The organism is Trueperaceae bacterium (assembly GCA_036381595.1).
In the GTDB taxonomy this organism is placed as follows: domain Bacteria; phylum Deinococcota; class Deinococci; order Deinococcales; family Trueperaceae; genus DASVCN01.
Window position 1 is genome coordinate 1 of sequence record DASVCN010000019.1, and the last position, 23907, is coordinate 23907.

General features: G+C 67.2%; 23 protein-coding genes. 9 read left to right on the plus strand and 14 right to left on the minus strand.

All coding sequences use genetic code 11. The features are described from left to right. Both VF168_04270 and VF168_04275 read right to left on the minus strand, forming a co-directional pair. Positions 1-1016: D-alanine--D-alanine ligase family protein (locus VF168_04270; GenBank protein HEX7003383.1), on the minus strand; the 1016-nt coding region annotated here is incomplete at its 3' end. 104 nt (positions 1017-1120) lie between these two features. Then, on the minus strand, positions 1121-1897 hold the full coding sequence (locus VF168_04275) for an enoyl-CoA hydratase-related protein (GenBank protein ID HEX7003384.1): 777 nt from the start codon (positions 1895-1897) through the stop codon (positions 1121-1123). A 138-nt stretch (positions 1898-2035) separates the two neighbouring features. Between VF168_04275 and VF168_04280 the strand changes: the two genes are divergently transcribed. Then, positions 2036-2905 (plus strand): LEA type 2 family protein, encoded by an 870-nt coding sequence (locus tag VF168_04280; GenBank protein ID HEX7003385.1) that lies wholly within the window; start codon positions 2036-2038, stop codon positions 2903-2905. 65 nt (positions 2906-2970) lie between these two features. Here VF168_04280 and VF168_04285 read toward each other — a convergent pair whose 3' ends face one another. The 10 genes from VF168_04285 to VF168_04330 form a co-directional block, all read right to left on the minus strand. Then, positions 2971-5211: an MMPL family transporter gene (locus tag VF168_04285; GenBank protein HEX7003386.1), complete on the minus strand. Its 2241-nt coding sequence runs from the start codon at positions 5209-5211 to the stop codon at positions 2971-2973. Between the two features lie 45 nt (positions 5212-5256). Further along, positions 5257-5997: an ABC transporter ATP-binding protein gene (locus tag VF168_04290; protein ID HEX7003387.1), complete on the minus strand. Its 741-nt coding sequence runs from the start codon at positions 5995-5997 to the stop codon at positions 5257-5259. A 3-nt stretch (positions 5998-6000) separates the two neighbouring features. Beyond that, the gene (locus tag VF168_04295; protein HEX7003388.1) at positions 6001-8571 is read right to left on the minus strand and encodes an ABC transporter permease; all 2571 of its coding nucleotides are present in this window, start codon (positions 8569-8571) and stop codon (positions 6001-6003) included. Positions 8572-8635: 64 nt separating this feature from the next. Next, positions 8636-9640 carry a lysylphosphatidylglycerol synthase transmembrane domain-containing protein gene (locus VF168_04300; GenBank protein HEX7003389.1) on the minus strand — a complete coding sequence of 335 codons (1005 nt, stop codon included), beginning with the start codon at positions 9638-9640 and terminating at the stop codon, positions 8636-8638. Positions 9641-9731: 91 nt separating this feature from the next. Next, positions 9732-10973 carry a glycosyltransferase gene (locus VF168_04305; protein HEX7003390.1) on the minus strand — a complete coding sequence of 414 codons (1242 nt, stop codon included), beginning with the start codon at positions 10971-10973 and terminating at the stop codon, positions 9732-9734. A 6-nt stretch (positions 10974-10979) separates the two neighbouring features. Continuing rightward, complete coding sequence (locus VF168_04310; protein ID HEX7003391.1) at positions 10980-12128, minus strand: glycosyltransferase; 1149 nt, start codon at positions 12126-12128, stop codon at positions 10980-10982. A 14-nt stretch (positions 12129-12142) separates the two neighbouring features. Next, positions 12143-13144 carry an NAD-dependent epimerase/dehydratase family protein gene (locus tag VF168_04315; GenBank protein HEX7003392.1) on the minus strand — a complete coding sequence of 334 codons (1002 nt, stop codon included), beginning with the start codon at positions 13142-13144 and terminating at the stop codon, positions 12143-12145. Positions 13145-13154: 10 nt separating this feature from the next. Continuing rightward, a complete protein-coding gene (locus tag VF168_04320) occupies positions 13155-13880 on the minus strand; it encodes a CPBP family intramembrane glutamic endopeptidase (protein ID HEX7003393.1) in 726 nt (241 codons plus the stop codon). After that, complete coding sequence (locus VF168_04325; GenBank protein HEX7003394.1) at positions 13877-14986, minus strand: hypothetical protein; 1110 nt, start codon at positions 14984-14986, stop codon at positions 13877-13879. Before VF168_04325 ends, VF168_04320 begins: the two co-directional genes overlap by 4 nt. A gap of 85 nt (positions 14987-15071) precedes the next feature. Beyond that, entirely contained in the window at positions 15072-16199 is a 1128-nt protein-coding gene (locus VF168_04330) for a pyridoxal phosphate-dependent aminotransferase family protein (protein ID HEX7003395.1), read from the minus strand. Positions 16200-16583: 384 nt separating this feature from the next. Here VF168_04330 and VF168_04335 point away from each other — a divergent pair, with 384 nt between their 5' ends. The 8 genes from VF168_04335 to VF168_04370 all read left to right on the plus strand — a co-directional run bounded on the left by VF168_04335 (position 16584) and on the right by VF168_04370 (position 21820). Then, positions 16584-17141, plus strand: coding sequence for a GNAT family N-acetyltransferase (locus tag VF168_04335; protein HEX7003396.1), 558 nt, complete (start codon positions 16584-16586; stop codon positions 17139-17141). Between the two features lie 215 nt (positions 17142-17356). Next, positions 17357-17914, plus strand: coding sequence for an elongation factor P (efp, locus tag VF168_04340; protein HEX7003397.1), 558 nt, complete (start codon positions 17357-17359; stop codon positions 17912-17914). After that, the gene (gene accB, locus VF168_04345) at positions 17914-18393 is read left to right on the plus strand and encodes an acetyl-CoA carboxylase biotin carboxyl carrier protein (protein ID HEX7003398.1); all 480 of its coding nucleotides are present in this window, start codon (positions 17914-17916) and stop codon (positions 18391-18393) included. Before efp ends, accB begins: the two co-directional genes overlap by 1 nt. An 11-nt stretch (positions 18394-18404) precedes the next feature. Continuing rightward, positions 18405-19745: an acetyl-CoA carboxylase biotin carboxylase subunit gene (accC, locus tag VF168_04350; protein ID HEX7003399.1), complete on the plus strand. Its 1341-nt coding sequence runs from the start codon at positions 18405-18407 to the stop codon at positions 19743-19745. Further along, positions 19738-20082: an Asp23/Gls24 family envelope stress response protein gene (locus VF168_04355; GenBank protein HEX7003400.1), complete on the plus strand. Its 345-nt coding sequence runs from the start codon at positions 19738-19740 to the stop codon at positions 20080-20082. Before accC ends, VF168_04355 begins: the two co-directional genes overlap by 8 nt. After that, complete coding sequence (gene nusB / locus VF168_04360; protein HEX7003401.1) at positions 20075-20536, plus strand: transcription antitermination factor NusB; 462 nt, start codon at positions 20075-20077, stop codon at positions 20534-20536. The genes VF168_04355 and nusB overlap by 8 nt, the downstream gene beginning before the upstream one ends. 2 nt (positions 20537-20538) lie before the next feature. Next, complete coding sequence (locus VF168_04365; protein ID HEX7003402.1) at positions 20539-21384, plus strand: tetrahydrofolate dehydrogenase/cyclohydrolase catalytic domain-containing protein; 846 nt, start codon at positions 20539-20541, stop codon at positions 21382-21384. Continuing rightward, positions 21377-21820, plus strand: a complete 444-nt coding sequence (locus VF168_04370; protein ID HEX7003403.1) for a divergent PAP2 family protein — start codon at positions 21377-21379, stop codon at positions 21818-21820. The genes VF168_04365 and VF168_04370 overlap by 8 nt, the downstream gene beginning before the upstream one ends. Here VF168_04370 and VF168_04375 read toward each other — a convergent pair. Together VF168_04375 and VF168_04380 are read right to left on the minus strand one after the other, a co-directional pair. Further along, on the minus strand, positions 21757-22473 hold the full coding sequence (locus VF168_04375; GenBank protein ID HEX7003404.1) for a ComF family protein: 717 nt from the start codon (positions 22471-22473) through the stop codon (positions 21757-21759). The genes VF168_04370 and VF168_04375 overlap by 64 nt on opposite strands. A gap of 408 nt (positions 22474-22881) precedes the next feature. Beyond that, on the minus strand, positions 22882-23907 hold the full coding sequence (locus VF168_04380) for a polyprenyl synthetase family protein (GenBank protein HEX7003405.1): 1026 nt from the start codon (positions 23905-23907) through the stop codon (positions 22882-22884).

Below are 23907 nucleotides of genomic sequence, written 5' to 3' on the forward strand. Positions count from 1 at the left end.
AGCGCCAGTTCGACCAGCCGGGCCACCAGGTCGGCGTAGCTCAGGCCGGCGGCCTCCCACAGTTTCGGGTACATCGAGGTGACGGTGAAACCGGGCATCGTGTTTATCTCGTTGAGCAGCAGCCGGTCCTCCTGCTCCAGATAGAAGAAGTCGACCCTGGCGAGTCCCGCGGCGTCGATCGCACCGAACGCACGGAGCGCGATCCGTTGGCACCGTTCGGCGACCCGGGCGGGAACCTGCGCCGGGATCGAGAGCTGCGACCGTCCCTCCGTGTACTTCGTGCCGTAGTCGTAGAACTCGCTCTGGAATCTGATCTCGCCCACCGGGCTCACCCGGGCGTCGTCGTTCCCGAGGACGCCCACCTCCAGTTCGCGGGCGCCGTCGACGCCCTGTTCGACTATCACCCGACGGTCGAAGCGGAAGGCGTCATCGAGCGCCGCTTCGAGCTGCTCCCGGTCGCGCGCCTTGGCGATGCCCACGCTCGAGCCCAGGTTCGCCGGCTTGACGAAGAGCGGCCATGGCAGGTCGAGCGAGTCGAGTACCGCGGCCCGGTCGCCATGCCAACGGGAACGGGTGATGCCGCGGTAGTCGACCTGAGGCAGGCCCTCGGCGGCGAAGACGCTCTTCATCATGAGCTTGTCCATCCCAACGGCGCTGCCCAGCACTCCGGAGCCTACGTAGGGCAGGTCGAGCAGCTCCAGGAGTCCCTGGACGGTGCCGTCCTCTCCGTTCGGGCCGTGGAGGAGAGGGAAGACGACGTCGAACGAGTCGCTCCTCCCGTTGCCGTTGGCCAGCTGGCCGAGTCGCAGGCTGCCCGCTCCGGCTTCCGCCCGACCGGCGCCCAGCGCTTCGAGCGAGGAGTCGGGGGGCAGGAGCCTGCCGGCCTTGTCGATCACCAGCGGGGTGATGGCGAAGCGTTCCCCCACCGCGGCGATCACCGAGCGGGCAGAGGAGAGCGAAACCTCGTGCTCGCCCGACTCGCCACCGCAGAGCAGGAGCACCCTCGGTTTGCTCATCGCCCGCCCCAATTGGTGTGTAACTTACACATCGTCAACATGATAGGGCGGGAGGGTCGGCAGGTCAAGTTCGTTCCTGCGCTTGTGACGGAGTTCTCGGCGCGTCAGGGGGTCCACTCGGGTGGGCGCTTCTCCAGGAACGCTCTCACGCCCTCCCGCAGGTCGTCGCTCGAGCGTGCCCGGGCGTTCGTCTCGATCGCCAACTCCAGCGCATCGTCCAGGCCCAGGCCTCCTGACTCGACCAGCAGCCGCTTGCTGGTTTCGAGCGCCTGAGGCGAATTGGCGGCCATGGCCGCGGCCGCCTCGCCAGCCCGCTGGAGCACCTTCGCTGGCTCCACCACCTCGGATACGAGCCCGTAGGCCAGCGCCTCCCCGGCGCTCACCGGCCTCGCCCCAAGGAGAAGCTCCCGAGCCGCTCGCTCGCCGGCCATCCTCGTCAGGAACACACTCACCAGAGCGGCGACGAAGCCGATGCGGGCCTCCGTGTAACCGAACTTCGCCTCCTCGCTGACGATCACCACATCGCACACCGACGCCAGGCCGGCGCCGCCGGCGATCGCATGTCCGTTCACTGCGGCGACCACCGGCTTCGGGAAGGCGTAGAGGCGACGGAATAGGAAGGCTAGCCGGCGCGAATCCTCCAGGTGCTCCTCCTCGCTGCGCTCGAGCAGCCGTTCGAGTTCGCCGAGGTCCATGCCAGCGCAGAAGGCGTTGCCGGCCCCGGTGAGGACGAGCGCGCGCACCCCCGGATCCGACTCGGCCTCGTCGAGAGCGGCCAGGAGCTCCCGCCGCAACTCGGTATCGAGGGCGTTCCGCACCTCGGGCCGGTTCAGGGTGAGCGTCCGTACCGGACCATCGTGAGCAGTCAGCAGGACGGGCATGAGGGATTGTACCGGCCGGGAAGGGGCGGTTCGGGCGACAGCGGCGGCGGACCCAGCCACCGATGACGATGCGGTCACGCCCCTCGCGAGTGGGAAGCTCCGCAGCGACCGCCGCCGCCGGCGACTTATAAAGGCCGCATGAAGCGCCTCCTCCTGCTAGCCCTGCTGCTGCTCCTCTCTGCCTGCGCCCCCGGTGTCACCTCCGTGATCTCGCCGCCCACCTTCCGCGTCGTCGAATCGAAACTGGTGAGGTTCGAACCGAGCGGCGTCGGGGCCGGCAACGCCCTCGTGACCCTGCGCCTCGAGACCCGCAACCCGAACCCGGTCCCGCTGCGACTCGCCGGGCTCGACGGCGACTTCTACCTGGGTGGCCAGCGGGTGGCGGCCACCTCGTTCAATGACGGCATCGCGCTGCCCGCCAACGGCGCCGCTCAGCTGAACCTCGACGTGGCCGTTCCCGTCGAGGGAGCCGCGCAGGTCCTGAACCAGTTCGCCAGGCTCGTGGCCGGCGATCCGGTCGGCTACCGGGTCGACGCCACCGTGAGCGTAGATGTCTTCGGCGCCCCTCAGCGGTTCCCCACCCTCACCGTCGCCCGCGGCGAACTCCAGGTTGCGGGCGGTCTCCGGCCGCCTGCGGTACGGTTCGAGCCGTCGGCAACACGGGTCAGCTTCAGCGGCCTCACCGCCCGGGTGGACGTGGGTCTGGTGATCGACAATCCCCTGCCGATCGGCTACTTCGTCCGCGGACCCCAGGTGACCCTGGAACTCGACGGGCGGCCGGTCGGGCGAGCGTCCATCCCCCGCACCCCGGTTCCCGCTCATGGCACCTCGCCCGCCGCCCTGCGCTTCGAGGTCGGGATCGCCGATGCCGGCGCCGCGCTCCTGAGCCGCCTGCAGGCTGGCGGCAGCGGGCTCAGTTTCAGCCTCGATGGCGTGCTGGAGGTTGAGATACCCGCGGTCGCGTCGACACGGACCTCCCTCGACCGTGTGGGCGGCCTGCTCCCCTGAACTCCTAGCCGATCTCCAGCCAGAGCGGGCCCGGCTGCGAATGTCGGGCCCGCTCTTCGCCTTCTTCAGTCGTGGCTGAGGCCGACCCGGTCGGCCAGGCGAGCCATAGGCCTGGGCAGCCACCAGTTGAGCCGGCCGGCGAGGAACATCATCGCCGGCACCAGGGCCAACCGCACCAGCGTCGCGTCCAGCAGGATCGCTACCGACAGGCCGATGCCCAGCGTCTTGATGAGCACCACGTCCGAGAAGATGAAACTGCTGAAGACGACGATCATGACCGCGGCGGCCGAGGTGATAACCCCACCGGTGGCGCTCAACGCGTCGACGACCGCGTCCCAGTCGGAGAGGCCCTGCTGGTGCGCCTCGTATATCCGGGCGACGAGGAACACCTCGTAATCCATGGAGAGGCCGAACACGATGGCGAAGATGAAGAGGGGGGCGCTGGCGTCGACGTAGCCGATCCCGCCTGGCACCCCGAAGAGTCCGGCGAACCACCCGTCCTGGAAGATCAGGGTTATCACCCCGTAGGCGGTTGCGACGGTGAGGGTATTGAGCAGGATCGACTTGAGGGGGATCAGCAGCGAGCGGAACGCCAGCCCCAACACCAGCAGGATGCCCAGGTAGACGAGCGCGATGGCCAGCGGGAACGACTGGTAGAGGAGCCTCGTCCACTCCGCCTCGAATATGGCGGGTCCGCCAACCAGGGCCCGGACATCCACCTCCTCGATCGCCTGGCGCAGGTTCGCGCGCAGCGACGCCACCTCGTGCGGCACCAGGTTGCCCAACGGGAAGACGGTGAGGCGTGCGTAGCGTCCGGTCTCACTCACGGTGGCAAGCACGAGTTCGCGCAGTTCGCTGTTCAGCGCGAGCTCCTGGGTCGCGTAGTACTGGTAGAGCAGGAGGGTGGGCAGGCTCTCCACCGACATCGCCGAGTAGACCGCTCCCACCGTCGGCAGATCCTCAAGCTCCCGCGCGAGGCTGGAGAGCTGGCGCTGACTGGACGGGTTGAAGAAGCCCTCCTCACCGAAATCGAGCAGCACCTCGATCGGCTCGAGCATGCCGTCGAGCCCCACCCCCTCGAGGGCGCTGACGACCTGCCGCGAGTCGGTCGCGGGACTCAGTCCGCGCGCGCCGGGGTCGGCGACTTCCATCTGCAGCGCGGGGATGCTGAGGAGGATCAGCGCCAGGGCGCCTGTTATCGCCCAGGCCCAGGGGTGCCGCAGGATCAGTTGAGCTCTCTTGCGCCAGAACGAGCGGCTCCTGAGCCCCGGAACTCGCCTCGTGATCCGCAGGTAGTTGACGCGCTCGCCCAGCAGGGCGAGAAGCGAAGGCAGGGCAGTGGTGCTCACCAGGATGCTGACGATGAGGACGACGATGGTGCCCACCCCGAGCGAGCGGATGAACGCCAGGGGCGGCACCAGCAGGGCGGTGAGGGCGATCAGCACGGTGGCCCCGCTGAACACGACGGCCTTGCCGGAGGTGAGCGAGGTGATCTCGGCAGCTCGCTTCGGTTCGACCCCGTTGCGCAACTCCTCCCGGAACCGGTTCACCATGAGCAGGGCGTAGTCGATGCCTGTGGCGAGGCCCAGCATGGTGACGATGCTCTGGGTGTAGACAGCGAAGTCCATCAGCTGGCCGATGCCGTAGATCACCGCGAACGAAAGGGTTATCGACAGCAGCGCCACCAGCAGTGGCAGGCCCGATGCGACCAGGGCGCCGAAGGCGACGACCAGGACGATGAGGGTGAGAGGAAGGCCGTAGAGCTCGGCCCGCCGAGTGTCTCGCTCGCTTATGTCCTCGAGCTCCTGGATCGATGCCGGCCCTCCCGCCAGGTTGAACTCGAGCCCGCCCACGTGTTCGAGCGCGGTGCGCATGGCTGCGGCGATCTCCTTCGCTTCCGCGTCGCTCTCCGACTTGATGCCTATGACCGAGATGATGTAGTGGCCGTCGTCCCCAACGAGATCGAGGCCCCGCGAGCGGCGGTAGTCCCTGACCCCGGTTACGCCCGGTATCCCTTGCAGCGTGTCGATCGCCCGGAAGTAGGCCTGATCGAACTGGGGGTCGCCCAGCCGGTACTCGTCGCTCCTGCTCACCAGCACCACGCTGAAGTCGTCCAGCTGGCTGAACTCCTGGTTCAGTATGCGGCTCACCTGCTGAGGTTCGCTGGATTCCGGGACCTGTGGCTGCGCGTCGAGCACCTCGTTCACCCTGGTCGCGAACGGCAGTGCCGCGAGAGTGATCACCAGCCATATTGCCAGCACCAAACGTGGACGGTGACTGACCAGCTTGGCGAGGCGGGACGGCATACCCGGTCAGCTTATCAGCCGCTCCTGAAGGTGAATGAGAGGCTCCTACACGCCAACGAAGGTCTCGATCACCGACCGGGCATGCGGGTCCCTGGTCCCCACCGCACCCGAGAGCCGGCCGTCGCGGAGGAAGAGTATGGTGTCGGCGGTCAGCGCCGCCTTGGGGTCGTGAGTCACCATCACCACGGTCCAGCCGCGTTCGTCGACGCCGCGCCTTAGCAGGCGGAGTACCTCCTGACCGGTCTCGCTGTCGAGGTTCCCGGTCGGTTCGTCGGCGAGGACGACGACGGGATCGTTGATCAACGCGCGCGCGAGCGCTACTCGCTGACGTTGACCGCCGGAGAGCTGCTTGGGCCGGTGGTCGAGCCGGTCCTCGATGCCCAGGTCCGAAGCGAGACGAGCGAGTCGCTCCTCGCCGGCCTCCAGCCTGCCGGCGACTTCGGCCGGTAGCAGGATGTTCTCCCGCGCCGTCAGGTTGGGGATGAGTTCGAAGGTCTGGAACACGAAACCCAGTCGATCGCGGCGCATCCGGGTGAGGGCGTCGTCGTCCAGGCCCGAGGTCTCGACGCCGTCGATCAGCACCTTGCCCTCATCGGGCAAGTCGAGCAGGCCCAAGAGGTGAAGCAGCGTGCTCTTGCCGCTCCCCGAGGGGCCCATCACACTCACGAACGAGCCGTGCTCCACGGCGATGTCGATGCCGGAGAGCGCCGTTATCTCCTGCTCTCCCAGGTGGTAGGTCTTGCCGAGGCGACGACCCTCGACAGCGTAGTTCTTGTCGGTTTCCATCGATTACTCCGAGGCGCCCAGGGCGAGGATGGGCGGCAGGCTGGCGGCCCGGCGAGCGGGGAAGTAGGAGGCGATGAGGCCCACGACGGGTGAGGCGATGAGCGCGAGAACGATGAGCAGCCAAGGATACTGTGGCGAGATGGCGAAGCCGGTGATGGCCGCGGCGCCGGCGGTGATGACGTGCGCCAGCAGGAGTCCGGATGCGACGCCCAGGACCGCGCCAACCACCATGACCACCAGGCCCTCCGAGTTGACGACCCTGCCGACTCCACGACGGGTGAGGCCGAGGGTGCGGAGGACGGCCAGCTCGTGCTGTCTGCTGGAGAGGTTCATCCCCAGCGTGTTGGCTACCCCCAGAGCGGCGATGAATATCGCCAGGGCGAGGAGCGCGTTCGTGGTCACGAACGACCTTCGGGTGAGGGCCATGATCGTTTCGCGGTAGTCGCGGTTGAGGGTCACGTCCAGATAGAGGTCGGGGAAGGCCGCGATGAGCGCGTCACGAGCCTCCGCCACGTCCACGCCCTCGTCGACTGTCATCACGAACAGGTCGGGGCTGCCGCCGCCGAAGAGCTCGATGTCCTCTATCGACGCGACGACGGCCTCTCCGCCCCCGGTGAAGTCGACGATCACCCCGCCGACGGGGAACTCGCGGAACCCCTCGTCCGTCCGCAGGGTGACGGTGTCGCCTACGCCCAGGTCGAACCGGTCACGCAGGGTATTGGCGATGAGTACCCGGCCGCCCGCGGCCAGGGTGTCGTACCCCTGCCGGTCGTTCCCCTGCCCCGGGATGTACTGGAACCGGCCGAAGCCCGAGCCCGGTTCGAACCGGCTCGGGTCGACCAGCACGAGGGCGATGCTGCGGGCCCGCGCTTCGCCTTGGGGCCGGAACCTGACGATGCGGATGCCTACACCTGACGCTTCGTCGATGGCTGGAACCGCCTCGGGGACCGCGGTCTCGAAGTCGCTCGGGAAGCTGACCGGCGAGGTCACGAACAGGTCGCCCACGATCGTCGTATCCACCCAGTCGGCGATGGCCTTGTTGATGCCGGCGACCATGGCGCCGACACCGATGGTGAGTCCGATGCCTACCACCACCGAGCCGATCGCCACCCCGTTACGGGGGGCGTTGCGACGCGCGAACGAAGAGCCGAGCTTGCCCGCCGGTCCGAAGATGCGGCGGAGCAGGGGGCCCAACAGCCGGGTAGCCGGCGGCAGCAGGGTGGGCGTGGCCAGGGTGAAACCCAGGAAGAGCAGGGCCATCGAGACACCGGCGGCAGCCAGTGCCCAGGCTCCGCTCCAGCGGATGAGTGCGAGCGCAACGCCGAGCCCGACGATGAGCCAGCCCAGGACGCTGCGGAGGAGGGTATCCTCGTACTGCTCCGCCTGACGCAGCGCCGCCAGCGGTGGTGTCGCCGAGGCGGTGCGGGCGGGCAGCGAGCCGGCCAGCAGGGCAACCAGGACGCCCACACCGGCGGCGGGAACGACGCTCTCCATGGGCACCACGAGGGTACGGAAGTCGATGCCCAGGCTGAAGGCGTTGATCCGCGTCACCACGTATGCCAACACTATGCCCAGCAGCAGGCCGGAGATCACGCCCAGAACGCTTACCACCGCGGCCTCGAGGAGCGCCAGCCGCTGCACCTGATGGCGGGTGAGGCAGAGTGTGCGCAACAGAGCATACTCGCGACGTCGCTCCACCACCGCGGCCATGAAGGTGTTGTAGGCCATGAAGCCGCCTAGAGCCAGCAGGGTGGCGGCGAGGATGCTGAGGCCCGACTGGATGGTGTCGACGATGCCGGTGGCGATGTTCCCGCTGGCCGCCGGGAAGGTGACCGTGTAGTCGCCGCCCAGCCGCTCGCTCAGCTCCTCCAGCACTTCGTTGGTGTTGGCCTCCTCGCTCACGTGCACCTCGATGAAACTGGCGCGTCCCTCGAGATGGAGCAGCTCCTGGAGGTCAGTCAGGGCCATGATGGCGACGCGGCCGCCGTTCGTCGAGGCGTAGCCGTACGAGTCGTCGAGAAGGCCCGAGACGACGAACTCCTGGTCGCCCAGGCGGCCGCTGAAGGTAACCGTGTCGCCCACCTCGATACCGCGCTGCCCGGCGAAGTTCTCGGCGATCGCCACGGCGAAGCTGTCGGAAGTCGGCATGTTGCCGATGGCGACGCGGGCAGGCAGCTCGGCCCCGGAGCGCGTCACCCGCCCCGAGATCTGGAAGCCGGTGTCCACGCCTGGGATCACCGACCGGTTTATGTCCTGGGTCTCCCGCTGAGGTTCCGCCCGGATGTTCAGCACGGGGTAGAACTCGGCCACACCGGCCTGCTCCTCGAGCGCCGGCCGGACGTCCTCGACGTCGAAGACGGCGCGGCCCTGCACTCCAGGGGTTACCAGCAGATCGGCGTTGCCCGCTGCGGCTGCCAGGGTGCTGGCGACGTTCGCCTCGACGTTGTCCCCGACGGAGAGGGTTGCCAGTACGGCGGCGATACCGATCGCAACGCCGAGGACTGTAGCAGCGGTTCGCCAGGCATGACGGGATAGATTGCGCAGCGCAAGCCGCACCAACATCGGCATCGGCATCGGCACCAGTGTAACCGAGCCGTTGCGGGAGTTCCCGGCGGCTATCTCACCCGCTATCCGCCTTCTACTCGCTCTTCTCGACCGTTGGCCGGCGGCCGGCGCCTGCCAGCGCCAACCCGCCGACGAGCGGGCCAAGCAGGAAGTAGACGTAGTGCTGGTAGAAGCGCCAGACGATCACCGCGGCCGCAAGCGGGCCGCCGGCTACGTGACTGCGCAGTGCGTAGGTGACGACCGCCTCCTGGTAACCGCTGGCACCGGGGGTGGGAACCAGGAAGGCGAAGGCGTGAAGGATCACCTGCACCGCGTAGACGACGAGATGGTCGGCGTCCATCAGCAGGCTTACGAGCACCAGATTGAGCACCGCGAAGTAGGGGAGCCTGGCAGCGCCGGAGAGCAGATGGAAGCGGAGATGCCAGTGCCAGGGCCGGCTCGAGTAGTGGCGGCTGGCGAGAGACAGCTCATCGAGGAAGCCGTCGATGCGGGCGTGGAAGCGGCGGAGCCAGCGGTGACCGGCCAGCCGGCGCAGAAGCGCGATCGCCAGCGGCAGGCGGAAGACGAGCAGGTAGCTCACGAGTATCGCGAAGAAGGAGAGGACCGATACCAGGAGACCCAGGCCTTCGAGCGGCATCCGCACGCGGGCGAAGCGAAGGGCGAAATAGCCGGCCGGAGCGGCCCAGCTGAAGAAGGCGAGGTCGCCGACGACGCACATCACCGCAACCGCGACCGCCTGGTTGACGGGGAGGCCGAAGCGGTTCAGGAGCAGCACGATGCCTATCGAGTTGCCGCCTCCGGTCGGCGTGGCGACTGCGCTGAAGGTGCCGAGGATGTGGGTCTGGACGCCTTGCCAGAGGCTGGTGCGGTGATCGGTGCCGGCGGTTAGGAAGATCAGGCGCCAGGCCGAGAGCAACCACCAGAGGACCACCGGCACGAAGATGCCGGCGATCGCGAGCAGGTCGAGCCGTGAGACGATCCTGAACAGGTCCCCGTCGAAGACGTCAGGCGCAACGAGATAGAGGCTGGCCACGCCCAACAGCAGGGAGAACAGGAGGGCCGTGCCTAGCCTCAGCACGGGAAAGGCCCGCCATCCCCGACCGGCAACGAGCGATTCGGCGTCACCAGGGAAGTCACCTCGCTTCCGGGCGGCAGGGGGCTCTCCGGCCTCACCACGCTCGTTGGCCCTCGTGTTCCGGCTCGAGCGGCACGCCGCTTCCGACGGCGCTCGCATCGGGAGCGCCGGTGCGAAGGTAGCCCACCAGGTAGCGGGCGAGCCGCTCGGCCATCCCCGCGAAGTCGAGGCGGGCAGCCCGGTCGGCCGCCTCTTCCAGTAGCCGAGGTTCGTCCCGGTAGGCCGCCACCTCTTCGGTAAGCGCCTCCAGTGTGGACCGGTAGCCGCCCAGGCCGTGGACGGCGAGCAGTTCGCTCATCTTGTTCTCGACGGTGCCCGAGCGCATGGGGGAGAGGAGCGGTCTTCCCACCGCTATCGCCTCGAAGACCGTAGCCGGTCCCGGTTTGCCGATCACCACGTCGCTAGCGGCCAGGTAGAGGGCCATCTCCTCGACGAACCCTACGACCACCAGCCTGGGGTGGTCGAGCCCGGCGAGGTGCCTGCGCAACTCCTCGTTCCGGCCGCAGACCACCACCACCTGCACCGCCTCGAGCCGAAGCAGGGCCCGGGCGACCTTCTCCGGCGTCCCGCCCACTCCCTCGCCGCCGAGTGACACGAGACAGGTGAACTCGTCCGCAAGGCCGAGCATCTGGCGCGCCTCGTCGCGCCCCGGCGCCCGCAGGAACGCCTGCCTCACCGGGTAGCCCACCACGTCTACGCGCGCCTCGCTCAAGCCGAACCGCAGGAGGCGCCGCTTCGACTCGGGGGAGGCTACGATCACCCGCTCGGCGTTCGGTTCGGCCCAGAGGGCGTTGGCGTTGATGGTGGAGGTCTCGAACGTCACCACCGGTACCTGCAGCCCGAAGCGCCGTTGGGCAAGGGTGAAGGCGGTCATCAACCAACCGTGATTGACGACGATCAGGTCGGGTGGTTCGGCGGCGAGCTCGTGTGCGGCTCTGCGGGCGAACTCCGCCAGGAACCGCCGGTGGAAGGCGGCGGTGAGACGGGGGAAGGCGTCGATGAGGACCTGGCCCCAGACGATCGTCCAGGGGTTGCCGAGCGCCCGCTTCCAGCTCTCCTTGTGTCTGCGGTCGAGCTCTTCGAAGCCGTAGTCGAGCATCGGCTCGCGCACGGCCAGGTCGAACTCTCCCGGGTAGTGGCACTCGATCGCTTCGGCCAGGGCGTGAGCGGTGCTCACGTGCGAACCGCCGGCCGCGATGGTTGCGAAGAGGATCCGGGGCCGTTCCTGGCCGACCGGCCCCGAGGCGTCGTCGTTCTGTGCTTCTCCGTTCTCCATCGTGCGCTACTCCAGGCCGGCCCCCACGAACAGGGGGTCAGCGCGTCCCTCACGAGCATAACTGGCGATGTAGCCGGCCAGCCTCTCGCTCATCCCTGCGAAATCCAGTTCCCGGGTCTTCTGCGCGACCCGCTCGAGTTCGATCGGTTCCCGACGATACTCCGTTACCGCTTCCAATATCGCCCGCCTGCTCTTCGCCAGCATCCCCAGCCCTCTCCTCGCCAGGAAGCGAACGACCTCGACCTCGTTCAGGCCCGCGTAGCCGGTGGCGATGAAGGGCCTGCCTACCGCGAGCGCCTCGAACACCGAGGCTGGGCCGGCTTTACCTACCACGACGTCGCTCGCCGCCAGGAAGTCGGCGACCGCCTCGGTGTACCCCTCCAGGCGCAGATGTGGGAAGCTGGCGGCCAACGGCGCCAGCTTGCGGCGTAGCAGCGGGTTCCTGCCGCTCAGCACGACGACCCTGATCCCTTCCGCCAGGAGCGCCGAGATCCACTCTCGCGGGTCGTCGGCGATCCCTTCTCCACCCAGTGATACGAGGCAGGTGAATCCCTCCTCGATTCCCAGCCGGCTGCGCGCCTCGGCCTTCCCGGGCGGCCGCAGGAACTGCTCACGTACCGGGTAGCCCACGACGTCTATCCTCTCCGGACCGACGCCGAGCTTGATCAGGTCCTTGCGCGCCGCCTCCGAAGGGACGACGAACCGTTCGGCGGCCGGTTCGGCCCAGAGGGCGCTGGCGTCGAGGGGTTCGGTAGCGAATGAGAGTATCGGGGTCCTCAGGCCGTGCCGTTGGCGAGCCCGGGTGAGGCCCACGGTAAGCCAGCCGTGGTTGGCGACGACCAGATCGACCGGTCGTAGCTCGAGCCGTGCCGCCGCGGCGCGCGAGAAGCGGCGGAGCATCAGCCGGTGGTAGCGGCGGGTGAGCGTGGGGGCCGAGTCGAGGACCCTCTGCCCGGTTCGCACCAGTTGCGGCCGGGCCAGAGCCCAGCGCCATAGCTGCTTGTGCTGGCGATCCTCGCGAAGCAGCCCGAGGTCGAACATGAAGTCCGAAACCTCGGTTTCGAACTCTCCCGGGTAGTAGCGTTCGAGCGCCTCGGCCATCGCCCTGGCGGTCGCTACGTGGCCGCCGCCTGCGGCTATGGTCGCGAAGAGCACACGACGAGGCGTACTCATCTGGCGGACAGGGCGAAGAGTGCCGGATCGTTCGCTACCGACAGGGCCAGCCCCTCCTGCCAGCTGTAGAGCGGTTCGTAACCGAGATCCCGCCGGGCCGGGCCGATCGAGAAGTGCGCGTCGCGGCGCATCAGGGCGGCGCGGTAGCGGGTGAGCGGAGGTTCCTTCGCTGGCGAGACGCGGGACCAGAGCGACTCGACGACGGATGCGACCGGGGAGACAAGGGACGAAGGGAGGCGCAAGCGTGGTGGCGGCGCCCCCAGGAGCCTCGCCAACTCCCCCAGCACGTCGCTCCAGGTAGGCATCCCATCGTCTGCGATGACGAAAGCGCGACCTGCCACCCCGCTCTCGGTAGCCGCCAGCTCCAGCCCCTGGACCAGATTCTCCACGTAGGCCGTGTTGAGCACGCTCCTGCCGCCGTCGAGGAGGGGGAGGGCGCCGTGCGCGAGCGCGGCCGCCACTCGCCTGAGTTGGGGGTCCCGGGGGCCGAAGGGCCAGAGGCCAGGCCTGACGACCACTCCCTCGCCGGACCAGCTGAACACGAGGTCCTCGGCGAGTATCTTGGAACGGGCGTAGGCGAGTTCGAAGTTGTCTCGCGGCTGCGCCTCGGCATCTGCCTCACGGAATCCGACGTAGCGGTGGACGGCGATGCTGGAGACGAGCACGAAACGCGAAGTGCCTGCCCAGCGAGCCGCCTCGAGCAGGTTGCGCGTACCCTCTACGTTGGTTCGTTCGAAATCGGCCGCTCGTCCCCAGTCGCCGACCTTGGCGGCTGCGTGGATCACGGCCTCCGCGCCTTCGCAGGCTGCGGCCAGGGAGGCTGCATCGGTGACGTCGGCGCGTACCAGCTGGAGGCGCGATTCCCCCTCCACCCGAGTCAGGTTAGCGGTGTCGCCCCAAGGGGAGACCAGCGCCCTTACCTCGAACCCGGAACTGAGCAACCGCTCGCAGAGGTGGCTGCCTATGAAACCGTGCGCGCCCGTCACGAGTATCCTCATCGCCGGAACTCTAGCCCAGCTGGCCGGCGCGGAGCAGCGAGAAGAGGTCTGTCGCCAGCCCCAATGTCATATGGATCAGCGCCACGTAGAGGATCGAGCGGGTGCGCAGGGCCAGCAGTCCGAAGACGAGGCCGGCCGGGAGCGCGGCGATCGTTTCCAACAGGGGCTTGCCCAGGTGGAGCATCGTAGAAGCGATCGTCTGCACCCAGAGCGCCCCCGTTGCGCCGAGGGCCGGTTCCAGGCCCCTCAGCAGGAAGCCCCGGAAGAAGAACTCGTAGGCGAAGTAGTAGCAGGTGTAGGTCGCTGCCCAGGCGAAGAAAGCGAGGGCGCTGCTGCCGGCCCAGGCTCCGGGCCACGGGTAGGCGAGCCTCACCGCCGGGTCTCCGGCCGCGAACCAGGCGACCGGGATAACCACCAGCACGCCGATCCCCACGGCTTGCCAACCTGTCCGGCTGTCGCCCTCGGTGAGTCCCAGCCGCTCGAGGCGGAGTCCCAGCGGGCGGCACAGGAGGAGCGGAATTAGGCCGAGGAGTACCGTTGCCCACGCCACCCAGCGCAGGGCGTGGATCGGATCGCGGGGGCTGGCGGGACCTGGAGCACCGAAGTACCAGTAGCCGATCTGCAGCAGCAGCGCCAGGGTCAGCAGCGCCGAGAGCCGGCCGTTCGGCGGGAAGAGGGCCGCCAGGTCGGAGGCGAGGCCCCTCAGCACGCCCTGAGAGCGTGATTCCCCGTTCACACCGTCTTCTGGAAGAGCCTGTACGTCTTGTAGAGCGTCAACCCCGCCGCCTCGATACCGCGATTCATCGCGCTGTTCGATTCGAGCACCCAGGAGCACTCGCCTTCGACGTAACCGTGCTTGGCACCGCGACGAGCGATCTCGTCGATCAGGACGAGTTCGAGTCCGCGATTGCGGAACTCGGGCATGACCCCGAGGATGGGCAGTCGGCCGCGATCGATGATCTTGCGGCGGTTGAGGAGCTTGAAGATCCCGAAAGGCAGTAGTCGGCCATGGATCTGCTTCAGCACCTGGTTGACATCGGGGATCGTGATGGCGATGCCCGCGATCTGACCGTCGATCTCGAGGAAGAGGGCAAGGTCGGGTTCGAGTATCAGCTTGAGCTCGTCCACGAGGTGATCGAACTCGGCGTCCGTGAACTTCACGAACCCCCAGTTCTGCTCCCACGCCTCGTTGTAGACCTGTTTCAGGATGCGTGCCTCGCGGTCGAGTTTCTTCATGTCCGCCGAGCGTATGTGCGGCCTCTCGCGCCTGCGTACCCTCTCGGCCAGTCGGCTCAGCCGTTCGCTGGGGCCGTTCAAGACGTCGAAGTGCCAAGCGTAGAGGTCCATCACCTTCTCGAAGCCGGCCGTCTCGGCGAAAGCCGGGTACTCGGGCGGGTTCTGAGGCATCATCACGTACGGACTGGTGTCGAAGGCATCGATCTGGAAACCGGAGCCGTCGTTCATCGTGGGGTTGGCCGGTCCACGCACCAGCGAACGCCCCAGCTGACGCGCCCGGCCAAGGGTTGCGTCGAAGAGCTGTAGGGCCGCCTCCTCGTCCTCTGCCTCGAAGAAGCCGAAGAAGAGGAGGTTGTCGCCATGAGTCCGGTTGTGGTTGTCGTCGTCGATCGCGGCGACCCGGCCCACCACTCGGTCGCCCCGGAAGGCGAGGTAGAGGTCCATCCTCGCGTGATGGAAGAAGGGGTTGCGCTTCGGGTCGAACTTCTCCCACTCCGAGATGAGGAGCGGCGGCACCCAGACCGGGTCGTCCTTGTACTTCCTGTAGGGATACTCGATGAACCTCTTCAGGTCGCGGCGACTGGCGACCGCTTGGACGCGGGTCATCCGCCCGGAAGCGTTCTGTTCTCCGCTGCCCGGTTCGTCAGGTCGTAGTACATGGGGGCTCTCCTCTTGGGCTCGAGCGCTCTGCTCAGCCGATCAGGCCGAAGCGTTTGCCGACGATCTCGAACGCGTCGAGCAGCCGGTCGAGCTGTTCCTCGGTGTGGTTGGCGTTGACGCTCGTCCGGATTATCGACTGACCGCTCGGTACGCCCGGCGGCAGGGCAGGGGTCGTGAAGATGCCCTCCTCGAAGAGGCCCTTCCAGAAGAGCATGGTGAGGTCGTCGGGACCGATGTGGACCGGCACGATCGGCGTCTGGGAGCCCAGCGTATCGAAGCCCAGCGAACGGAGACCGCCGTGCAGCCGATCGACGTTCCGCCACAACCGGGCCCGATGCTGTGGCTCCCGTTCCATGATCTCGAGCGCCTCCAGCGCGGCCGCCATCTGCATCGCTGGCAGCGCCGCCGTGAAGATGAACGGCCGCGCCTTGTGCTTCACGTAGTTGACGACCTGCCTCTGACCCGCCATGAAGCCGCCGACCGAGCCGAACGACTTGGAGAAGGTGCCTACTATCAGGTCGACCTCCTCCTCGAGGCGGAAGTACTCGGCCGTGCCGCGACCACCGTCACCGAGCACTCCGGTGGCGTGAGCGTCGTCGACCACTACCCGTGCGCCGTAACTCCTCGCCACGCGGACGATCTCGGGCAGCTTGGCGATGTGCCCGCTCATCGAGAAGACCCCGTCGGTCACGATGAGGCGGCCTCCCGGCTTGTCGGCATCGCGCTCGAGCAGCCGCTCGAGGTGGTCGATATCGTTGTGCTCGTACTTGCGGAGCACGCCGAATGCGAGCCTGGCGCCGTCGTAGAGGCAGGCGTGGTTCTCGCGGTCGAAGTAGAGGATGTCGTGGCGTCCGGCGAGGGCGCTGACGACGGAGAGGCAGCCGAGATAACCGGCACTGAAAGTGAGCGCCGACTCCTTGCGCAGGAACTCCGCCAAGCGAACTTCGAGCTGTTCGTGCAGTGTCAGCGTTCCAGTCAGGAAGCGGGAACCGGTGCAGCTGGTGCCGAAGTCATCAAGGGCAGACCTGGCGGCGTCCTTCAACCTCTCGTCCTGAGTGAGTCCAAGGTAGTCGTTGGAGCCGGTGATGACCATATCGCGACCGTTGACGGTGACCGTGCCACCGTTCTGACGGCTTATCGGCTTGAAGAAAGGATGCATCCCGGCCGCTAGGGCTTCGTCGGCTCGAGTGAACGAGAAAGCCTTGTCGAATACGTCGCCGGTGCGACTCGCCGGCGAATCTAGGACGCCGGTGCTACTGCTTTCTGTTCTGCTCCTAGGCTTTTCGGTTGGGTTGGATTGTTCCGACAAAAGACCCTCCGTGCGGGTATGGCACGACGCAACGCGGACACTATAGCACGGGGCATACATGGCTTCTGAATCGCAAAAATAGCGTCGTCGGCAGCCTCGTAGGGCGCGACAGGCACTCCCGCCGAGTTGGGGCAGGTGAGTCGCGCACGTCGTCCGGCTCGGCGATACCCTACAGTGTCCCGAGTGTGACAGGCCACGCGGGAGGACCGAGCCGACGCTCGGTATAATGAACCCGTGAGCACCCAACGTGATGGGGGTGACGGCGCCCAGCTTGCGTCGCCTGGCGTAGCCACGCGTGCCGCGGACGTACAGGACGCTCCCCTGGTACACGCCATCTACCTGGGCACGCCCGGGTATTTCGACATAATCTCGATCCCCGTTCCCACTCTTGCCGAGGTCGAGACAGACCTCGCCACAGCGGCTCGCGACGCCCGGCGTCAGGTCGAACTGGTTTACGCTCCGCCCGACCTCCAGTTGCCGGGATGGGAGCTGGTTGACGGCGTCGGCGGCAGACCCATCGTTGGCTACCTCGACTACAAGCTCGACTACCCGGAACCGGGGGACGCGACCGTCAATCTGCTGCTGGTACACGGCCAGCTGCAGAGCCGCGGCGTAGGCAAGGAGTGCGCCAGGGACCTCGAATCGAGATTGCGGGTCCGCGGCAACGTGAGGCGGATGCTGGCCAGCATCTACGGTCAGAACCCGCGTGCCGAACGGTTCTGGCGCTCGCTCGGCTACACCTTCGCGATCGACGCCAAACCCATCCTGGACTGGTACGCGAAGGAACTCTGACCGCCCGGCTCTGAGGTTACGGACCCTCGTACTCTTCGCTTCCTGCGACGCCCGTACGAGGCTCGCCGGGCCGGCCGGCTAACGCCTGCCTACGGCGGTGGACACGGATACTCCTCGAGGTGGAGGGGGACGCCAGTGTTAGGCTATCCTGCGGAAATGGGTGGCAGGACGCAGGGTTCTGGCCTGCGAGCTGTTCGACGTCATGGAGGCAGGCAATGATTAGTGTCACGGACCTACGTAATGGAACGAAGGTCGAGATGGATGGTGGACTCTGGGAGTGTCTCGAGTACCAGCACCAGAAGATCGGCCGCGGCGGAGCGAAAGTGGTCGCCAAGTTCCGCAACCTCGATACTGGCGCTATCGTCGAGAGGACGTTCAACTCCGGCGAGAAACTGCAGGATATCTTCATCGACTATCGCACCATGCAATATCTCTACAGCGATGGCGACACCTACACCTTCATGGACACCGAGACCTACGAGCAGCCGACGCTCTCCCGGCAGCAGATCGGTGACGGCGCCCGTTACCTGACGGAGAATCTCGAGGTGACGGTCGACTACTATCAGGGACGCCCCCTCAAGGTGACCCTGCCGAACGTCGTCGAACTGGCCATCGTCGAGACCGACCCGGGGATGAAGGGCGACACGGTCTCGGGCGGTTCCAAACCAGCCAAGGTCGAGTCGGGCGCCACCGTGCAGGTGCCGCTCTTCATCGATCAGGGTGAGCGGATCCGAGTGGACACGCGCACCGGCGAGTACCTGGGGCGGGCGTGATGGAAGTCAAGGAGATCAGGAAGCTACTGGACGCCCTCGCAAGCAGCGACGTCAATGAACTCACCCTCGAAACGGGCGAGTACAAGCTCACGGTGAAGCGAGGCAAGGAGGGCGCGCCGGTCGCGACTGCGAGTACAGCAGTCGCCCAGCCCGCCCCGGCCGCTCCCCAGCAAGCGGCACCCCAGCCGCAGGCGGCGGCAGAAGCCGCGCCGGCTCCCGCGCCCGAACCCAGCTCCAACTTCGTCGAGGTCACCGCTCCCATCGTCGGCACCTTCTACGCCGCGCCTTCGCCGGACGCCGACGCGTACGTCAAGGTCGGCGACCGCGTCGAGCGTGGCGCTGTCCTCTGCATCATCGAGGCGATGAAGCTGATGAACGAGATCGAGGCTGAGACGGCCGGCACCGTCAAAGAGATCCTGGTGCGCAACGAGGAGCCGGTCGAGTACGGCCAGGTCCTCTTCCGCATCGATCCGGCCTGACGCCGACCGACGTGTTCAAGAAAATCCTCATCGCCAACCGGGGTGAAATCGCCCTGCGCGTCCTTCGCGCGGCCCGTGAGCTGGGCATTCAGACGGTCGTGGCCTACTCGGAGGTCGACGAGGCCTCGCTGCCGGTTCTGCTGGCAGATGAGTCGATCTGCATCGGCCCCGGTCCGGCGCCCAAGTCGTACCTGAACGTTCGCAACCTGTTGTCGGCGGCCATCGTGACGGGCGCCGAAGCGGTCCACCCCGGCTACGGCTTCCTCGCCGAGAATGCCGAGTTCGCCCAGAAGTGCGAGGAGCACAACCTCGTCTTCATCGGCCCGCGACCCAAGAACATCAGTCTCATCGGCGACAAGGCCAGCGCCCGAGCATTGGCGAAGGAGGCTGGGGTTCCTCTCACGCCGGGATCCGAGCCGCTCGAAGACGTGGAGAGCGCCAAGGCGTTCGCCGAGCAGATCGGTTATCCGGTGATCCTGAAGGCTTCGGCCGGTGGCGGCGGCCGTGGGATGCGGGTCGTGCAATCGCCCGAGACACTTCAGCGCAGTTTCGTGAGCGCTCAGGAGGAGGCGCGCGCTGCTTTCGGCAACCCGGAGCTCTACATGGAGAAGTACCTCGAGGAGCCCCGCCATGTCGAGATCCAGGTGTTCGGTGACGGGGAAGGGAATGTCATCCACTTCTTCGACCGCGATTGCTCGATACAGCGTCGCTATCAGAAGATCCTGGAGGAGGCGCCTTCACTGCTCGATACCGACCTGCGGCTCGCCATCGCGGACTCGGCCGTGCGGCTCGCGAAGCATATCGGCTACCGGGGCGCCGGGACTTGTGAGTTCCTCGTAGACCGCGAGGGGAACTTCTACTTCTCGGAGATGAACACCCGCATCCAGGTCGAGCACCCGGTGACCGAGATGGTCACGCGCTTCGACCTCGTCCAGGAGCAGTTCCGCGTGGCAGCCGGGCAGGGGATGAGCTTCAAGCAGGAGGACGTACGGGTCGAGGGGCACGCGATCGAGGTGCGTATCAACGCCGAGGATCCAGACCATGATTTCCGGCCGGCAGCCGGAACGGTCACCGACGTGCACTGGCCGGGCGGGCCGGGGATCCGCGTCGACTCCCATGTCTACGCCGGGTACCGGATCCCCGCGAACTACGACAGCCTCATAGCCAAGATCATCGCCTGGGCGCCAAGCAGGCAAGAGGCGATCAGCAGGATGCAGCGGGCTCTGCGAGAAACGGTGATCGAAGGGATCAAGACGACCATCCCCTTCCACCTGAGGGTGCTCGACAACGCCTTCTACCGGCGCGGAGCCATCTACACGAACTTCATCCCCAGGAGGATGCTGAATGAGTGAGCCGAAGGACCTGGCGATCTCGCCCGACGTCCTCTACGGCATCGCCCAGCTGGCGCTCGAGGGCGTCGAGGGACTCACCCCTGCCTCGCCGCCACCCCGGGTCGGTGAGATCCTGAGCGGGCGCCGGGCGAAAGGGATTCGCGTCGAACGGCAGGGAGACAGCGTGCGGGTGAACCTCAACGTGAGCGTCACCTACGGCATGCCCATCCCCAAGGTCGCTGCCCAGGCGCAGGAGGCCGTTCGCGAGGCGGTCGCTTCGATGACCGGACTCGAAGTGGAGTCGGTGGACGTCTGCGTTGACGCGATCGACCTGCCGGCGGAGATCGCGAGTGGCTAGAAGGAGGGCGCGAGAGCTCGCCTTTCGCACACTCTTCCAGGCGGAGCGGGGGAGCACGCCTGTTCTAGACGTCTGGCGCCAGGTCCGCGAGGAGCTCGCCGAAGAGATCGAAGAGGAGGCGGACGATCCCTACGGCGACGCTCTGGACCGCGAGGGCATCGGCTTCGCAGAGCGGCTGGTCACCGCCTACGCCGAGCATGCCGCCGAGGTCGACGCTCGGCTCGAGGCGGCCGTGGAAGGCTGGACCTTCGGCCAGATGAACCAGACCGATCTCAACGTGCTGCGGCTCGCCACTACCGAGATGCTCTACGAGGAGGAGATCCCCGGCAAGGTGACGATCGAGATGGCAGTGCGTACGGCCAAGAAGTTCGGTGGTGAGGAGTCCGGCCGCTTCGTGAACGGGGTGCTGGCCCGGCTCTACCGAGACCTCGGCGCCGACAGGAAGGGCAGCTGAGAGTGCCGGCCCGAATCCTGGATGGCCGCGAGGCGTCGAAGGCGCTCACTGCCGAGGTTCGCAACCAGGTCGAGGGTCTCCCGTACACACCCCAGCTGGTGTTCGTCCGAGCAGGTGACGACCCGGCTAGCGCCTCCTACGTCCGCTCCAAAGCCCGTCTCGCCGAGCGGGCGGGGATACGCTCCGAGACGAAGGTGCTCGACGCCGGCGTGAGCCAGGAGCAACTCGCTGACCTCGTCGCCGAACTGAACGCCGACGACGAGGTTGATGGGATCCTCGTCCAGCTCCCCCTGTACGAGCACCTCGAGAGTCAGGGCATCCTCGAAGCGATAGCCCCTAGCAAGGATGTGGACGGTTTCCACCCGATCAACGTGGGGCGTCTGTGGAGCGGACAGCCGGGGCTCTTCCCTGCGACTCCGATGGGCCTCATCCGCATCCTCGACCATTACCGACTGCCGGTCGAGGGCCAGCGAGTAGTGATCGTGGGGCGTTCGAACCTGGTAGGCAAGCCGGCGGCAGCACTCTTCCTTAGGCGGAACGCCACGGTGACTGTCGCGCACTCGCGCACCAGAGAGCTTGCCGAGGTGACGCGCCGGGCCGATATCCTGGTCGCTGCCGCCGGCAAGCCAGGGATGATCACAGGGGAGATGGTGAAAGAGGGGGCGGTCGTCCTCGACGTCGGTCAGAGCCCGGTCGACGGGAAGCTCCTTGGTGACGTCCACCCTGCCGTCGCCGAGGTCGCCGGAGCCCTCACCCCCACCCCGGGCGGGACCGGGCCCATGACGGTGGCCATGGTCATCGCGAACACGCTGACGGCGGCGCGGGAACGGCGGGCGGTTCGTGCCTAGTCTGCTCGAGAACGTCCCGCTTCAGGCCGCGGTCCTCGCCACCGTCATGGCGCAGCTGCTGAAGGTGATCCTGGTGCTGATAACAGAACGCCGGCTGCACCTGGTGAGGTTGCTGGAAACGGGCGGCATGCCCTCTTCGCACTCCGCGGCTGTTGCCGCCCTTGCCACGAGCATGGGCATCCTCTACGGCTGGGGCAGCGCCTACTTCGCCGTCGCAGCCGTCTTCGGATCGATCGTCATGTATGACGCCACCGGCATACGGCGGGCCGCGGGGATGCAGGCCGAGCTGATCAACGACCTCGTGAACGAACTCGCCCACCTCTTCGACGAGGGCTTCCAGCCACAGGCACTCAAGACACTGTTGGGCCACACCTACCCCCAGGTTCTGGTGGGTGCGTTGCTGGGGATAACCAGCGGGGTCATCGTCTCCTTCTGACCGTCGGGCGGTTCCGCGCTCCTCGGGTTCTGCCCCGCGACCGCCAGCGTGCCAAGAAGAACGGCACTCGCTCCCGCTGCCTCGAGTACCTCCCGGCACTCGCCGAGCGTGGCGCCGGTTGTGAACACGTCGTCCACGAGCAAGACCGTGCCGCGGGCCGGGGCTAGCGGCCGGAAAACGCCACTGACGTTGCGGCGCCTTGACACGGCCGAGAGCCGTGCCTGCTGCGGAGTCGCGCGGACCCGGTCGAGCAGCGGTCTCCATGGCACGCCCAGGAGTTCGGCAAGGGTGCCGGCCAGCAGAGCCGCTTGATCGAAACCCCGCCTGCGCCTCCTGTTCGGGTGGAGCGGCACGTGGGTCAGCAGCCGGGGCCGCCATCCTCGGCGGGTGACGAGCGTGGCGAGCGCTGTCGCCAGCGGACGCACCAACCTGCGCGCCTGCCCGTACTTGTACGCCCTGACCGCCCGGGCGAGGAAGCCACGATAGTAGCCGAGCGCCGCGAGCCCGGGCAGTTCCAATCCGCTGGCCGCCAACTCACGGAGCCTCTCGAGGCAGCCGGCGCAACATCCATCGCGGCCGCTCCAGTCGCTGCGGCAGACGGGGCAGAGGAGGAGTCCGGCGGCAGCGAGTCGGTCGGGTAGCCGGGGGAGCATGCTCGAGGGTAGCGGGAGGAGGGGCGGTTCGGCGTCGGTACTGCGGCCATTACCTACCCCATTCCCTCCCTGGCGGAATGCCCAGTCCTTTTGGGCCCGGGCGGGTATACCCTCTCCGATCCCCTACGAAAACGTTTGAATGGAACGAGGGCCCTGCTGGACGCGATCCGCGTTCATGCCCGTCCTCTCCGATCGGCATCGACATCGAAGAAAAGTCCGATGGAGACGGAACAACTAATGCAAACGACTTCGTAGGGTCGCGGGAGGGGTGTGCAAGGGGGCAGGCTCGGCTCGCGAAGAGTGGCCATCAAGAGGTTCGCGGTGATCCCAGCCAACGCCCGGACGCACAGGGAAGCGACTGGGGCGGGCCCGAGAGCGGCCTCCTGGCCGCGCTCTCTCCACCTCAGATCAACTCGTGCGGCTCGCCAGCGAGTCGAGCAGCCCGACCAGTTCCCGTGCAGCACGTGGATCAGGAGCGCTGGCGAACGCCTCCTCCAGAAGCGACAGTCCGTACCGCGCCCGAGACTCGGCAACCCCCTGGGCATAGGCGAGCGAGCCCTCCCGCGAGATGAGTCGCAGCAGCGCCTCCACATCCTCCTGCGTGCGTCCATCACGAGCGGCAGCGAGACGCGAGATCGCCTCCTGCCTCGCTGCCGAGGAGGCGTGGGCGAAGAAGTGCGCCAAAATCAGCGTCCGCTTCCCTTCGAAGAGGTCGCCCGCGAACTCCTTGCCATGCGGCAGATCGGGACTGAGGTTGAGGACGTCATCGCGGATCTGGAACGCTACTCCCAGAGCTTCACCGGCGGCGCTGAGCTCGGGAGCCGGTTCGACCCCCAGCGAGAGGGCGCCCAGACGTAGCGGGCTCACCACCGTGTAGCAGGCCGTCTTGAGTCTCACCATCTCGAGATACTCGGCCTCGCTCACGTCGAAGCGGCCGGCCGCTACCCACGCCAGGTCGCAGTGCTGCCCTTCGGCGGTGCGGTGAACGAGCCAGAGGAACTCGTCGAGGACCTGCCGGGGCAATGTTTCGTCGTCCAACAGCAGCTGCCACATGTAGGCGTGGAGACCGTCGCCCACGTTGATCGCCAGGGGGACTCCGACCCTTCGGTGCAGCGTCGGCCGGCCACGACGCTCGTCGGAATCGTCCTCGATGTCGTCGTGCACGAGAACCCAGTTCTGGAAGAGCTCTATCGCCGCGGCCGCCGTCAGACCCGCCTGCCAGGGACCACCGTGCGCCTGGGTAGACAGGAGGGTGATCTTGGCGCGCAGCCGTTTGCCGCCCCGCTCCGGATAGTCGCGCAGCAGGTCGTAGTAGCGGGAGAGCTCAGCGACCGGGTGCTCTCGAGGCAGAACGGAGAGGAGGCGCTCGCTCAGCGCCTCCTCCACCATTCCGTCTTCGAGCAGGTCGAACTTCGGGCGCCCGGCCCCACTCAC